Raw genomic sequence first — 13477 nt, 5'->3', positions numbered from 1 at the left:
TCTCGCCCTGGCACTCGCATGTGCCGGCGCGTCTTGACAGAATCACCACAACTCATTGAAAAAGTCTTATGTCGAACTTCAACACCGAACGCGTCTTGAGCGTGCATCACTGGAATGACACGCTGTTCAGCTTCAAAACCACCCGCGATAAAGCCCTGCGCTTCCATAACGGCCATTTCGTCATGATCGGCCTGCAAGTGAACGGAAAGCCGCTGATGCGTGCCTACAGCATCGCCAGCCCCAATCACGAGGATCATCTCGAATTCCTCAGCATCAAAGTGCAGGACGGTCCTTTGACCTCGCGCCTGCAGCATCTGCGCGAAGGCGACGAGCTCCTGGTCAGCCGCAAGCCCGTCGGCACGCTGGTGCTGGACGACCTGAAACCGGGCAAGAACCTGTATCTGTTCGGTACCGGAACCGGACTGGCGCCGTTCATGAGCATCATTCAGGATCCGGAAACCTATGCGCGTTTCGAGAAGGTGATCCTGTTGCACGGCGTGCGCGTCGTGAGCGAATTCGCCTATGCCGACTACATCACCGAGGGCTTGCCGAAAAACGAATTCCTTGGCGATATGGTGCGCGAGCAGCTGATCTACTATCCGACCGCCACGCGTGAACCGTTCAAATACCAGGGCCGGATCACCGACCTCATCGCCAGCGGCAAGCTCGCCAGCGACATCGGTCTCCCGCAGCTTGACCCCGAACACGACCGCGCCATGATTTGCGGCAGCCCGGCCATGCTGCAGGACACGTGCAAGCTGCTGGATGAGCGCGGCTTCGTGATGTCGACGGCGCAAGGCGTGCCCGGCGACTACGTGATTGAGCGTGCGTTTGTCGAGAAATAAGGGTTTTGAGCACGGCATTCGCCGTGACTGAGTCCTGCGTCCGAGGCATGCACATGATGCCTTGGACGACGAGGCCGGCTGGTACAATCCAGCTGTTCCTAGCGATTAAAGTCGAAAACTGGAGCCATGTATTCATGCAGGTTTCGAGCTCGCCAATTTAGTACATCGGACGAGAAAAGTCGAAAACTAAAACGCAGGCTAACCAAACCTAGAATTTGTCGCTCAATATAGTCGAAAACTAACTTTCGAATAGGTGCTGAAAACCTAAGCGAATCACTCGATGGTACCTATATTGATCGATGCTTTGCGTTGGCCCAGGTTGGGAAAAATCGCCGCTACATGTGACGGTCGCTACTAGCTGTCCAGCCCAATTCGTCGTCGGCAGCCATTCCCTATACTTCGGATTCACAATTTCAATACAGTAAGCAGGCGTGCCGATGCGGTGCGACCGGCGGCGTCCGCGCCATTGCGACCCAGTGATCACCGGTCCCGCGCTGCCATTACCTTATCGCCCCGGAGAACCACGTTTTGTTGAATCGATCTTTGGTCGAACAATGACAGGCAGCTTTGCGCTTAGCAGCGGACCTTCTTTGAAAAAAAGTTGACAGACAGCATCCACCAAGAGCAACCCTTCCATGATGCGAAGTGGGCGGCCGCTTTGTGGAGCGATACAGGGCGTTTGGAATGAACTTGTCAAAAGAAAAAACCTTCCGAAAGCGCAAGGCTCAAGGGCGGCGGAACTACGGTCAATAACCTATTGTCAAATTTCTTTGCCTTTCCCTTGTCCGACATTGGGGGCGCGGTCTGCAACATTTAGATAACACTCAATGCAGTGAAACTATTTGAGGGCATGCCCACCGTTGTTTTCAACACGTGTTTACAGGACTAGCCAACGCTTATTCCAGCAGCTTGGATATTGGACTTGGCCGACAAAAATCCGGCAGCGAGGTACTCACGTCGTTACTACTGTTGTTTGAATCATTTTGTACGGTAGAAAAGCATGTCAGCGGACAAACGCCACATCCACCTCGGGTTTACACACGAGGATTATCAGGAAGGCATACATATTTGTTATTTGTATAACAATGACGAGGAGCGGCGGCGCTTCCTGCACGCCTTTATCAGCAGCGGAATAGCGGACCGGGAATCGATTGATTATCTCGCTGATGTGTCTACCCCGGAGGATCTTGAACGTGTCATCGATGATTTGGCAATCAGGGAACTTGTAGCGGATCGGGGTGAGCAATTCAAACTTGCAACGGCGACTTCAACCTATTTCCCCGACGGTCAATTTAATCCCGACTCGATGCTCGACCGTTTTCGCGATATGTATGCAATTGGTCATGCTCGTGGTTATGCAGGATCTCGCGTAGCAGGCGAACCGTCTTGGTCGCTGCGTGGCGTTCCCGGGTCCGATAGATTGGTCGAGCTCGAAGCGCGGGTTAACAATCTCGTCAAAGAGGTACCATTAACGACTCTCTGCCAGTATGACATGAGGAAATTCGACGGGGGAACTATCTTTGAAATTCTTAATGTTCACCCGCTAATGATTGTTCGTGGACAGATAATGCGGAATCCATTTTATGTCCCGCCAGATCAATTCCTTGCAGAACGAAATGCTGCCGCCAAACGTCAATGGTGAGCAAGCGCCGAACGCGACTGTTCTTGGACGATTGCTAGTGATTCAGCAGATGCTTGACGCACTGCCAAATGAAGAACGTATGGGGGAGTTTGCTCGTCGAGCGCTGATGACAGTACCAGGTGTGGCTGACGTATATGTAAACATTCATGGCCACACGGTCCCTCCGAACCCGGACATGGAAGATCTCTGCAAGAAGTACGAACAGGCTTTGCAGGATTTAACAACGCTCAGTTTCGTCACCACTAGCCCTGCCATACATTTTTTTCCACTTAGGACGGAAAAAAATACGTTCGGACTCCTGCTTGTACGTGTTAGTGACGAATCCCTGTTAAATCCATATCTTGGTTTTTTCAGCAACATTTGTAACGCGATTGGCATTGTCCTAGAGACACGCATGTATCAGGCAAAGTTAGCTCGGGCTAACGAGAGCCTCCGTCAAGCACGGGATGAGTTGGAAGTCCGGGTTGCAGAGCGGACGCGAGAGCTGGAATATCTTGTGACCCATGATCGCCTCACCGACTTGCCGAATCGAATTTTGCTCATCGATAGACTGCAACATGCGCTTGCCTCTGCTCGGCGCAATGAGCGTATGGTCGCCGTAATTTATCTTGACCTCGATAATTTCACGTATGTGAATACGGGATTAGGCACCGCCTGCGGAGATGAAATCCTAAAAGAAATAGCCCACCGTCTCTCAAGCCAAGTGCGCGAAAACGATACCGTCGCCCGCATTGGCTCGGACGAGTTCGTGATCATTCTTACCTCCTTGGAAAACAAGTTCTATTGTGGTGCCAGGCTTACGGCGATTCTCACAGCGGTGCGTGAACCGATGACGATTGATGGTAACGACATTATCGTGACGTGTAGTATCGGTGCCTGCTTTTACCCTCTGGATGGTGATGAACACGAGCTCCTTCTCAGGCAAGCTAATGCGGCAATGCATCGTGCAAAGACAACGGGAAAGGCCGGTATTCAGTTCTTTGCTGAAAGCCGTGACTCTGCAGTTATAGAGCGTATGCAACTTGAAGCAGAGCTTAGAAAAGCAATATCAAACGGCGGCCTCGTTGTGCATTACCAGCCAAAGCTGGACCTACGCGCGAGCAAGTTCTGCGGTGCCGAAGCACTTGTCCGTTGGCTTCATCCTGTAAAAGGTCTCATACAGCCCTCAGACTTCATTCCGTTAGCCGAAGAGTCCATGTTGATAATTTCGTTGGGCGAGTGGGTGCTCATGCAGGCTTGCCTGCAAGTGCGAATTTGGCAAGAAGCAGGAATTGAAGGAGCTGCAGTAGCAGTCAATCTTTCTGTCAAACAGTTCTGTGATGGACACATCGTTGAAATTGTTCGGAAGGTTCTACGAGATACCGGGATTGCCCCCTGGAGGCTAGAGCTTGAGATTACAGAGAGTTCGATCATGCATGATCTGAACTATGTAATTGAGCTAATGCATGAACTAAAACAACTGGGTGTGTCGATTTCCATCGACGATTTTGGTACAGGTTACTCAAATTTGAGCTCGCTTCGTATTCTTCCTGCGGATAAGTTGAAGATCGATAAGTCGTTTGTGCATGAAATTGATACGATGCAAAATGCGGCCGCAGTTGCGCTAGCTGTCATCGCGTTTGCTAAGAGCATGGGGATGAGGGTCGTAGCCGAAGGGGTGGAGACTGCCGGACAAGCGAAGTTTTTGCATCAGCATGGATGCGACGAAATTCAGGGATATCTGATATCACGTCCCGTTCGGGCCGAGCAAGCGCAGGAATTAATTAGCCGACCGTATGTAGGGGCTTGGTCTGATTAACCATCGACTCTTATTAGATAAAAATGGGAACTTCGGGATGGTTATTTCCAGGGCCTCATATTCCCAGCGGATTAGTACCCGCCGGAATTTGTTCAGCCCTGCAAACAAGCGCGCGATCTTCCATCGACGCTTGTATCGATGCAGCACGCGGCCATCCTGGATAGTCGACCTGACGCATCCTTTCCTGTGCGGCGCGATCAGTTCGATAACGTCGGCAGCGAACTTTGCTTCGAGCGGATCACTGTCATAAGCACGATCCCCGACAAGTCGCTCGGGCAGTCCCACGGTGACCAGAAGTTGGGGGTGTTCTCTTCTGCTCGCAGGCCCGACAGTCAGCCCATGTGGGCCTACTACTGCGACGACTCAAAAGGTATCTGTTTCGAGCTGGAATGGTCTGATGAACTGCTTGCGACCTACCAACTGATGCCGACCGAGATTCAATACGCTGACGAGCCGCGTGTTCACCATCGTGTCGAATCGAATGTCCGGTTTACGGGAAAGCAGCAGTCACCCAGATCGCCACCCAGGCCGCATGTTCCAGCTGTTCGGCAAACGCCAGCCGTCGTCTTGCTTGACTTTGCCTATGCCGGACCTCGTCATCCAACACGGACACGGACCGTCATTCATCCCACAATTTCCCTTTCCAGGAACCTACTGGGTTAGGCTCTAATTTGAAAACCGCTCTAACACCGGGCTAACAATATCGATCGATGATCTCGAACAGTCGACTGCACGATGTAGCGAGGTGCGCTTCAGGCGCCGTGGCAACACCAAGCAAAAGGCCGGGAAAAGCCAAGGACGGAGTCGCGAACCATGCAGACAAAGGCGATGGCGCCAGGCCAAAGGTGATCGCTTCCCGAACGATCTGCACGTCGGGCGCGCCGTCGGGGAGTCTGAGAAGTACTGCCAGGCCGGCCTTTACCCACTCTGCGTCGCGCATTCGTAACTGCTCGCATAACGCGTCACGCTGGGCGGAATATAGACGCTTGAGCCGACGGATGCGCCGGATGTAGTGGCCATCACGCATAAATTGAGCCGTGGCCAGTTGAGCTACTGGTGAGGGCGCGGGGGCAAGCGTCGCGGCTACCTCGGAGAACATGGCAGCCAGTTCGGTTGGCGCCACAACAAATCCAAGTCGCAGCCCCGGGCTGATAGTCTTGCTGAAAGAACCTATGTGGATCACCCGTTTGCCCTCGTCCAAAGACGCCAAGGCAGGTGCCGCCCTGCCTTCTAGTTGTAGCTCGCCGAGGTAGTCATCTTCGATGATCCAGGCGTCGCTCGAGACTGCCCATTCAAGCAGCTGGAGCCGTCGCCTCAAAGACAGGGTCGAGCCCAAGGGAGCTTGTTGACCGGGCGTCACGACGGCTAACGCGGCGTCCGCAGCGTTCTCGATTCCGTAGCCTACGTTGAGGCCTTCGGCGTCCACCGGTACCGGAACAATACGCAAGCGAGCGAGCTCTAATCCCTTCCGGGTAAGATGGAAGCCGGGCTCTTCCATCCAAACCTTCTTACCGTCCAAACCTAACACTCGCAGTGCGAGACCTAAGCCGGACCGGTATCCCGAAGTGATAAACACCTGCTCTGGGAAGCAGTGGAGGTTTCTGGCGATGGAGAGATAGCCTGCAATTTCTCGGCGCAGCTCGAACTCCCCCCTGGGATCGGGATTGATCGGTGAGGCGAACGATCCTATCTTCAATAAATTGGAAGAGCGCGCGCGCGCGAAAAATTTTTCCGGCAGGCCTTCCAACGCCGGAATGCCGAGCTGAAAGATCCCTGGCCCGGCGTTCATCTCCTGAAAAGTTTTCATAAAAGCTCCGGGCCGCGGCACTTCTGGTTGAGCCGCCGCGCGGGGGCGCGGCGCCACGCGTGTGCCCTTTGCTCCGAACGTTTCGATCATCTGGGAGTCGGATAATCGTTCATATGCTGCTTGAACTGTACCGCGCGCCACACCGAGGTGCGCAGCCAGGTCCTGCCACGAAGGCAATCGAGTGCCAGGTGCGAGCAAGCCGGATTCTATTGCCGTGCTAATACTCATACGAATTTGTTCTGACAAGGGCAGTTTCGCTGTCCGGTCGAGCTGAATCTGCAGATCTGAATCCATATTCTTGGTACACACAAAAATCAGTAATCTTAGTCCTTCAAGTCGTACCATCGATAGTGCAAAATGAAAACTGACCACGTGCAGCTTGTGCGCTACATGTACGATCAACTCACCCACCAGGGCCATGCTTCATACAACCAGTGTGCAATCGCAATACGGCGCTTGAGCGTTTCGATTCCCAGAATACTATGTCCCAAATCGACTGGCTGAGCCATCTCCTGCAAATGATCAACATCACTGGCCAGCTGGAGGTCCGCTGCGCCTACGGCGCACCATGGCGTGTGGCCTGGCCCCAGTCCGCGGCGCACGAGATTCCTTACCACGTCGTCCTCAATGGCCGGGCCATTATCGAGGATCCGGAGTTGAAGACGGCCAGGGAGCTGGTGGGCGGAGATATCGTGCTGTTGCCTCACGGGTCGGCACATGTTCTGCACGACGGCAGCGGACGTACGCCGAGTCATACCTACAGTCGCCAAAGTTCTGCAGGATGGATGGTCCGCGAGAATGATGGCCAGGGCGAGCGTCTGGACATGTTGTGCGGGCGATTTTTCATCGGGCCGCCCTATGACCGGCTGATTCGTGGCTATCTGCCCACGAACCTCGTGGTACGCGCCAGTGACGGCCATGGTGAAGAGGGCATCGGGTCTGCTTCGAACCACCTGGCCAGCCTTGTGGGGCTGATGCGTACGGAGTCCGCCGGTGACAGGCTGGGCGGATACGCCATCCTCAACGCGCTTACCTCGGCGCTGTTCACACTGGCACTGCGCGCGGCGAGCGAATCCGAGCAGCCCCCGGCAGGCTTGTTGGCGCTTACCGGCCATCCACGACTGGCCCCGGCCATTTCAGCCATGTTCGCCGATCCGGCGCGCCCCTGGACCCTGCCTGATCTGGCCGACTTGTGCAGCATGTCACGCGCCACCTTCATGCGGCACTTTCAGGACAAGCTGGGACGCTCGGCCCTCGAACTGCTGACCGATATCCGGATGAGCCTGGCCGCCAACGAGCTGAAGAAGCCGGCGATGACCACCGAGGCCGTGGCCGAGTTGGTCGGATATCAATCCGTCGCGGCCTTCAGGCGTGTGTTCACCGACAAGATGGGAATGACACCGGGGCAATGGCGCCGCTCGGCGCGCGAAAGCCAGTAATGCGCTTCACTCTCAGTGTGCAGCCTGGATGAGGCTGCTAGGCGCGCCGGTGCTGGGCGGCAACTGCTTCGCGCGAACGCCCCACGACGCGCTCGTCTATACCTGCTAGCACCGGAATCGCGATACCGACGAGGCAACTGGCGCCGTGCCGCGTTAGGGGATGAATTTGCTCGCGGTGTTGATCCTTTTTGGCATTTTATTGAGCCAATGCAGTCTCGAAATCGGTATCAGGTAGGCCTAAAGTGGAGGCTCCTACCCTGATGAAAGAGCTGCACCATGAGTCGTATCGCCATTCCCGCCATCGAGTCCGCCATCGGTGCCACCGCTGATATCTATGCACAGGTCAGGGAGATTGCCGGTGGCCGTGTCCCGAACACGTTCACCAATACCTTCAACCATATCAACGATACCGACGTCGACTTTCCACTCGTCGAGTAAGCCGTCTTGTCGGAAGAGCATGGCATCACACACCCAAGTTTCGCCCGGCAGCTCATAACGGTGATGCGCGCCAACACCAGAGAGATTGATTCGACTTATGACAGCACAAACCTTTGAATTTGACGGTCCGCGTGGCTACCGGCTTGTCGGCAGATTGGAGCTGCCGGCCGGGCAGCCGCAGGGTTGGGCCATACTCGCCCACTGCTTTACGTGCGGTAAGGACAGCCTGGCTTCCACTCGCTTGGCACGCGCCTTAGCCGCTCGTGGCATTGGGGTGTTGCGCTTCGATTTTGCCGGACTGGGCAATAGTGGCGGAAGTTTTGCCGACGCGACTTTCGCTGCGGACGTGGAAGATCTGGTCGCGGCCGGCAACGCGATGACAAGAGACGGCAAGTCCCCATCCATTCTTGTCGGTCATAGCCTGGGGGGCGCGGCAGTCTTGATGGCGGCAGGCGAGATGCCGGGCATTCGTGCCGTGGCCACGCTGGGTGCCCCCTTTGATATCAGTCATGTTCTGCATCAGTTTGACCCGCAAAGCCTTCAAGCCATTGAGACGCAGGGGCAAGCAGAGGTATCGCTGGCCGGCAGGCCGTTCGTGGTGCGCAAGAGTTTTATCCAGGATCTGGCGCGTCACGACCTGGCGTCGCGGATCGCCCAGTTGCGAATTCCATTGTTGGTCTTGCATTCGCCGCTGGATGCGACGGTGGGCATCGAGAATGCCGCGCGCATTTTTACAGTTGCGAAGCACCCCAAGAGCTTCATTTCTCTCGACAACGCCGACCACTTGCTGACGCGTCGCGCCGATGCCGACTATGCCGCTGCAATGATATCGACTTGGATTAGTCGGTATCTGGTTTCAGAACCTTGAATCACAGCAGCGCTGCATGGAGCGCAAGTACTCGTGTACCTCAATCTATCCCAGCACCCGCAGGAATCCGCGCCTTATCTGTCGGTGGTGCTGGGCAGCATCGGGCTGAAAACCTTGCAATTCGTCCCCGTGCAGGCCACCGCGTTTCTCGACTCGGACCAGGCCACATTAGCGAGGGAGAAAGCACTCGCTGCGATCGACCTGACGGCCGTGGGAGAGATTCCATGCTCGATCGAATGATGGGTGTTGCCGCATGCCGGCGATATGAAACGACGATTAGTGTTCGGCCAACGAAGGAGATTAAACAATGAAGATAGTCGTGATCGGCGGCACTGGCCTGACCGGCTCGAAGACGGTTGCCCTTCTGCGCCAGGGCGGCCACGAGGTCGTCGCGGCGTCGCCCAAACGTGGTGTCAACACCATTACCGGTGAAGGACTCAACGAAGCCATGGCCGGCGCGCAGGTAGTAATCGACCTCTCCAATCCACCATCATTTGAGCGCAAGGCGGCATTGGAATTCTTCGAGACCTCCGGGAAGAACCTTCTCGCGGCAGAGGCGGCAGCCGGCATTCGGCACCATGTCATGCTGTCCATCGTCGGGGCCGACCGAGTACCTGGTCAAGAGTATTACCGCGCCAAAGTCGCACAAGAGAAACTGATTGAGGCTTCTGGTATCCCGTACACGATCATCCGCTCGACCCAGTTCCTGGAATTCCTCGGGAGTATCGCCGATGCGAGTACGGATGGAAGCACCGTCAGGCTTGCGCCGGCCCTGCTTCAGCCTATCGCGGCTGACGACGTCGCTGCCATCGTCGCTGAAGTGGCCCTCGCTAGTCCGCGAAACAGCATCGTATTCCCATGATAACGAATCGAGAATGTCTATGATTGAAATCACTGCCGACATTGAGGCGATCATCAAGCAGGCGATACTGTCGTTCGTCGCGACAGTCAACGAGGACGGAACGCCCAATCTTTCGCCGAAGGCGTCTTTGTCTGTCATGAGCGGTGCTCTCTATTTCGCCGATATCGCATCGCCCCGGACGATACTCAATTTGAAGCGCAATCCCGCCGTCGAAATTAACGTAGTCGACGTCTTCCAGAGGCGCGGTTATCGATTCAAGGGGCGTGCGTTAATACTGGCGCCAGACGATGACGAGTCTATGGTGATCGCCAACTGGGTTCGCGCGACGAATGGCCCGGAGTATCCCGTTGACCACGTCGTCAAGATCGAAACCACTTCGATCACCCCGCTACTGTCTCCAGCCCACGTCTTTGCCCACCCTCCTCGAAGTCAGGACGAAATCAGGAGCACCTACTATCAAAAATACGGGGTGAAACTCATCGGGACATAGGTGCGGGTCCGCGTTCTCAGGTCTCGTTTGGCGCATCGCTGTCCTCTGCGATCCAGGCAAGGTGGCGATAGATGGTTGCCTTCGAGCGGCCCGACCAGCGCACAACTCCTTTGATGGCGCCGCGCACGCGAAAAAACTCTTGCCGACCAGTGCCCGGACCAGCTTGCGCGACGTGTGCGATCAGCTCACGCACTGGGGCCATGCCTGATACAACCAGGCGCAACCGCAATATGATGCTTGAACGCTTCAAGTTCCCGAAGTCCTGTGTCCCAAGTCGACTGGCTGAGCCATCTCCTGCAAATGATCAACATCACTGGCCAGTTGGAGGTCCGCTGTCTATCCCCGCAAGCACCTGAATCTCGATCTCGACGCAGCGACTTGCGCCGTCCCTTGCCGCAGTTTAGGAAATGGATCGTGTCGGTGTTTTGATCCTTTTGGGCAGTTTATTGAGCCAATGCAGTCTCGAAATCAGTATCGGGTAAGCCTAAAGTGGAGGCTCCTAACCTCCTGATGAAAGTGTCGCACCATGAGTCGTATCTCTAGCTGCGCCGTCGAGCCCGGCACCGGCACCGCCGCTGATATCTACGTGCAAGCCAAGAAGATTGCCGATCGCCGTGTCGCGAAGACGCTCGCTGCGTTGGGCGGAATCGCCTCGGCCTCTTTGGCTGCGCTGCTCAACGCTGCAGGCGCGTCGGCCTCGGCAGCCTGGGCCACATCGAGAGCTTCGATTCGCTGCACGACGCCGGCCACTTGCTGACGCGCCGAGATGAAGTCGACGTGGGCAAGCCGGTTTCCGGTTTCAGAACCTTGAATGACAACAGCTCTGTGTAGCGCGAAAGCACGCGTGTACCTCAACCTATCCCGTCACCTACAGGAATAACCATGACCAACGGAATCCCCAATACCAATGCCGTTATCGAATGTATCTTGAGCCGCAGCGCCGCCAAGTACTACGACCCTGCCGCCACGTTGAGCGACGACCAAATTCGTGAGCTGGTGCGAATCGGCACCAGCGCGCCGACATCCTTCCACATGCAGAACTGGCGCTTCATCGCCGTACGCACGCCTGAAGCCAAGGCTCGGCTGAGTCCGATCGCGTGGAACCAGCCCGCAATCACCGATGCAGCCGTTACGTTCATCGTCTGCGGCCAGTTGGCTGATTCCAGCGTAATTCCGGAACGCCTGGCGCCCTTGGTGGAAGCTGGCGTCATGCCGGCAATGATGGTGCCGGAATGGGAAATCCCCGCACGCGACCTGTACATGGAGTACCCGCAGCGCCGGCGCGACGAGGCAGTACGCACCGCCACCTTCGGCGCTGCAGCGATGATCTATGCAGCCCGCTCGCTGGGCCTGGGTTCGACGCCGATGATCGGTTTCGATGCCGAAGCGGTGCACCGCGAGTTCGGACTGACCGAGGACGAAGTACCGGTCATGCTGTTGTCTGTAGGGGTGGAGCGTCCGGGAAACTGGGCGCAAAAGCCGCGCCGACCGGTGGTCGACGTGTTGGATTTGGTGTAGGTGCATCGCCAAGGCAGCGATCGCGCTGCACGACTAAACGGTCTTCAAATGAGAGGCAAGTCAAAGATGCGTTCCGCTTGAAGGCCTGGCCAGCTTCGGCCCAAAACTCGAGCATGAAGTAAGCCGAGGGATCGTTCCGCAGGACTTTCCCCGGTTAGTGAAACCAGTAACTTACGGAGATTATGATGGCAAGAACTGCAGCTCTAAAGCCGGAACAGGTGCCGGCCGAATCGAAACCGACCCTCGATGCGTTCACCAAGAACATCGGGTTCACCCCTAATATGATGGCGATGTTCGCGCAGAGCCCGATCGCGTTCAACGCATGGGCCACCTTGCTCGGCTCATTGAGCAAGGCGCTCGACGTGAAGACGCGTGACAGCATCGGCCTCGCTGTCTCCGAAGTAAATGGATGCAACTATTGCCTGACGGTTCACAGCTTTACAGCTCAGCATATGGCCAAGCTGCCTGCCGATGAAATCATTCTCGCTCGGAAGGGGCATGCCAGCGACCCGAAGCGCGACGCCGCCGTCTGGTTTGCGCGCAAAGTCATCGAGACTCGCGGCAACGTCACTGATGCCGATCTGAAAGCCGTCCGCGATGCCGGCTACACGGATGCGAACGTCACGGAGATCGTCGCGCTGGTGGCCACGTACTCCCTGACGAATTTTTTCAATAACATGTTTGATCCCGAGAAGGACTTCCCCGCCGTTACGCCGGCGGGCGAAATCTGAACTTTATTCGCTCGTCTGCAAACGAATGCGGAAGATGGCGATCTACCACACCCAAGGAGATGGAAGATGAAGGCGATCATTGTGACGAACCAAGCCGCAGGAACGGCCGGGATGAAGCTGACGGAGCGACCCGACCCGCAAGCGGCGATAAACGATGTCATCGTTCAGGTTCATGCGTCGGGATACGTCCCGACTGAGCTGGCGTGGCCCTCGACCTGGGCCGACCGCCACGGTCGGGACCGAACACCGTCGATCCCCGGGCACGAGCTGGCTGGAGTGGTCACCGCCCTCGGCTATGGCACGACGGGGCTGTCGGTGGGACAGCGGGTGTTCGGTCTCGCGGACTGGTATCGCGACGGCACCTTGGCCGAGTATGTGGCGATCGAGGCACGCAACCTCGCGCCGCTGCCGGGGGATGTCGACTTCGCGGTGGGCGCGAGCCTGCCGATCTCGGGACTGACCGCATGGCAAGGACTGTTCCAGCACGGCCGTCTGCAGGCGGGGCAGAGTGTCCTCGCGCACGGCGCGGCCGGCGCAGTCGGGTCGATGGTTACGCAACTCGCACGTGAGGCCGGCGCTTACGTCATCGGCACCGGACGTGCTGCCGACCGTCAGAAGGCGCTCGACTTCGGTGCGCAGGAGTTCGTCGACCTCGACAACGACGCCCTCGAAGACGTCGGCGGAGTCGATCTGGTTTTCGATGTCATCGGCGGCGACATCCAGAAGCGGTCCGCCGGCCTGATTCGAGCCGGAGGAACACTTGTGTCCGTCGTCGGGCCGGCCGGGGCGCGACCCGCCAACGGCCGCGCGGTCGACTTTGTCGTCGAGTCCGATCGCGCCCAACTAAATGAGATCGTCCGGCGTGTACGTGACGGACGGCTGCGTATGAACATCGGCAATGTCTCGACCCTTGACGATGCCGTCGCCGCCTTCAATCCAACCAAGCGGAGCAACGGGAAGACGGTTATCTGCATTCGCCCGTGAGCACTCGCGGGGGGCGAACCGTTCTGCCCTCCCAGTTGATCATCGTTGCCCTGCT

14 protein-coding genes and 1 pseudogene are annotated in these 13477 nt (G+C 56.8%); 13 read left to right on the top strand and 2 right to left on the bottom strand.

Translation table 11 applies throughout. The annotated features are described in order from the left end of the window. The first annotated feature begins 68 nt into the window (after positions 1-68). The 3 genes from VJ651_RS00935 to VJ651_RS00925 all read left to right on the top strand — a co-directional run bounded on the left by VJ651_RS00935 (position 69) and on the right by VJ651_RS00925 (position 4285). Positions 69-845 carry a ferredoxin--NADP reductase gene (locus VJ651_RS00935; RefSeq protein WP_292935825.1) on the top strand — a complete coding sequence of 259 codons (777 nt, stop codon included), beginning with the start codon at positions 69-71 and terminating at the stop codon, positions 843-845. A gap of 1000 nt (positions 846-1845) precedes the next feature. Beyond that, positions 1846-2487 (top strand): MEDS domain-containing protein, encoded by a 642-nt coding sequence (locus tag VJ651_RS00930; protein ID WP_324105623.1) that lies wholly within the window; start codon positions 1846-1848, stop codon positions 2485-2487. Beyond that, the gene (locus VJ651_RS00925; protein WP_324105622.1) at positions 2429-4285 is read left to right on the top strand and encodes a putative bifunctional diguanylate cyclase/phosphodiesterase; all 1857 of its coding nucleotides are present in this window, start codon (positions 2429-2431) and stop codon (positions 4283-4285) included. The genes VJ651_RS00930 and VJ651_RS00925 overlap by 59 nt, the downstream gene beginning before the upstream one ends. Positions 4286-4979: 694 nt before the next feature. On the opposite strand, the gene VJ651_RS00920 is transcribed toward VJ651_RS00925, so the two are convergent. Further along, a complete protein-coding gene (locus VJ651_RS00920; protein WP_324105693.1) occupies positions 4980-6386 on the bottom strand; it encodes a PLP-dependent aminotransferase family protein in 1407 nt (468 codons plus the stop codon). Between the two features lie 188 nt (positions 6387-6574). Between VJ651_RS00920 and VJ651_RS00915 the strand changes: the two genes are divergently transcribed. From VJ651_RS00915 to VJ651_RS00890, 6 genes and pseudogenes are all read left to right on the top strand, one after another. Then, on the top strand, positions 6575-7531 hold the full coding sequence (locus VJ651_RS00915) for an AraC family transcriptional regulator (RefSeq protein WP_324105621.1): 957 nt from the start codon (positions 6575-6577) through the stop codon (positions 7529-7531). 276 nt (positions 7532-7807) lie between these two features. After that, positions 7808-7969, top strand: coding sequence for a hypothetical protein (locus VJ651_RS00910; protein WP_324105620.1), 162 nt, complete (start codon positions 7808-7810; stop codon positions 7967-7969). A 97-nt stretch (positions 7970-8066) separates the two neighbouring features. Next, positions 8067-8837, top strand: coding sequence for an alpha/beta hydrolase (locus VJ651_RS00905; RefSeq protein WP_324105619.1), 771 nt, complete (start codon positions 8067-8069; stop codon positions 8835-8837). A 33-nt stretch (positions 8838-8870) separates the two neighbouring features. After that, a complete protein-coding gene (locus tag VJ651_RS00900) occupies positions 8871-9077 on the top strand; it encodes a hypothetical protein (RefSeq protein ID WP_324105618.1) in 207 nt (68 codons plus the stop codon). A gap of 67 nt (positions 9078-9144) precedes the next feature. Then, a pseudogene (locus VJ651_RS00895) lies at positions 9145-9690 on the top strand (SDR family oxidoreductase); the annotation flags it as partial. Positions 9691-9718: 28 nt separating this feature from the next. Further along, positions 9719-10189 (top strand): pyridoxamine 5'-phosphate oxidase family protein, encoded by a 471-nt coding sequence (locus tag VJ651_RS00890; protein ID WP_324105617.1) that lies wholly within the window; start codon positions 9719-9721, stop codon positions 10187-10189. A gap of 16 nt (positions 10190-10205) precedes the next feature. Here VJ651_RS00890 and VJ651_RS00885 read toward each other — a convergent pair whose 3' ends face one another. After that, complete coding sequence (locus VJ651_RS00885) at positions 10206-10439, bottom strand: hypothetical protein (protein ID WP_324105616.1); 234 nt, start codon at positions 10437-10439, stop codon at positions 10206-10208. A gap of 276 nt (positions 10440-10715) precedes the next feature. Here VJ651_RS00885 and VJ651_RS00880 point away from each other — a divergent pair, with 276 nt between their 5' ends. The 4 genes from VJ651_RS00880 (at position 10716) to VJ651_RS00865 (ending at position 13422) form a co-directional block, all read left to right on the top strand. After that, positions 10716-10946 (top strand): hypothetical protein, encoded by a 231-nt coding sequence (locus tag VJ651_RS00880; RefSeq protein WP_324105615.1) that lies wholly within the window; start codon positions 10716-10718, stop codon positions 10944-10946. Between the two features lie 125 nt (positions 10947-11071). Continuing rightward, positions 11072-11707 carry a nitroreductase family protein gene (locus tag VJ651_RS00875; protein ID WP_324105614.1) on the top strand — a complete coding sequence of 212 codons (636 nt, stop codon included), beginning with the start codon at positions 11072-11074 and terminating at the stop codon, positions 11705-11707. 185 nt (positions 11708-11892) lie between these two features. Continuing rightward, positions 11893-12438, top strand: coding sequence for a carboxymuconolactone decarboxylase family protein (locus tag VJ651_RS00870; RefSeq protein WP_324105613.1), 546 nt, complete (start codon positions 11893-11895; stop codon positions 12436-12438). Positions 12439-12504: 66 nt separating this feature from the next. After that, positions 12505-13422, top strand: a complete 918-nt coding sequence (locus VJ651_RS00865; RefSeq protein WP_324105612.1) for an NADP-dependent oxidoreductase — start codon at positions 12505-12507, stop codon at positions 13420-13422. Positions 13423-13477 lie beyond the last annotated feature (55 nt).

Origin of the sequence: Noviherbaspirillum sp., assembly GCF_035254865.1 — a bacterium.
GTDB lineage: Bacteria > Pseudomonadota > Gammaproteobacteria > Burkholderiales > Burkholderiaceae_D > Noviherbaspirillum.
This window is presented reverse-complemented; position numbering and strand designations above follow the sequence as displayed.

Bases quoted from the DNA above. Each gene is read 5' to 3' on its own strand.
- VJ651_RS00910 (WP_324105620.1), top strand. From the start codon at position 7,808: ATGAGTCGTATCGCCATTCCCGCCATCGAGTCCGCCATCGGTGCCACC.
- VJ651_RS00875 (WP_324105614.1), top strand. From the start codon at position 11,072: ATGACCAACGGAATCCCCAATACCAATGCCGTTATCGAATGTATCTTG.
- VJ651_RS00915 (WP_324105621.1), top strand. From the start codon at position 6,575: ATGTCCCAAATCGACTGGCTGAGCCATCTCCTGCAAATGATCAACATC.
- VJ651_RS00880 (WP_324105615.1), top strand. From the start codon at position 10,716: ATGAGTCGTATCTCTAGCTGCGCCGTCGAGCCCGGCACCGGCACCGCC.
- VJ651_RS00925 (WP_324105622.1), top strand. From the start codon at position 2,429: ATGTCCCGCCAGATCAATTCCTTGCAGAACGAAATGCTGCCGCCAAAC.
- VJ651_RS00865 (WP_324105612.1), top strand. From the start codon at position 12,505: ATGAAGGCGATCATTGTGACGAACCAAGCCGCAGGAACGGCCGGGATG.
- VJ651_RS00920 (WP_324105693.1), bottom strand. From the start codon at position 6,386: ATGGATTCAGATCTGCAGATTCAGCTCGACCGGACAGCGAAACTGCCC.
- VJ651_RS00870 (WP_324105613.1), top strand. From the start codon at position 11,893: ATGGCAAGAACTGCAGCTCTAAAGCCGGAACAGGTGCCGGCCGAATCG.
- VJ651_RS00935 (WP_292935825.1), top strand. From the start codon at position 69: ATGTCGAACTTCAACACCGAACGCGTCTTGAGCGTGCATCACTGGAAT.
- VJ651_RS00930 (WP_324105623.1), top strand. From the start codon at position 1,846: ATGTCAGCGGACAAACGCCACATCCACCTCGGGTTTACACACGAGGAT.
- VJ651_RS00905 (WP_324105619.1), top strand. From the start codon at position 8,067: ATGACAGCACAAACCTTTGAATTTGACGGTCCGCGTGGCTACCGGCTT.
- VJ651_RS00890 (WP_324105617.1), top strand. From the start codon at position 9,719: ATGATTGAAATCACTGCCGACATTGAGGCGATCATCAAGCAGGCGATA.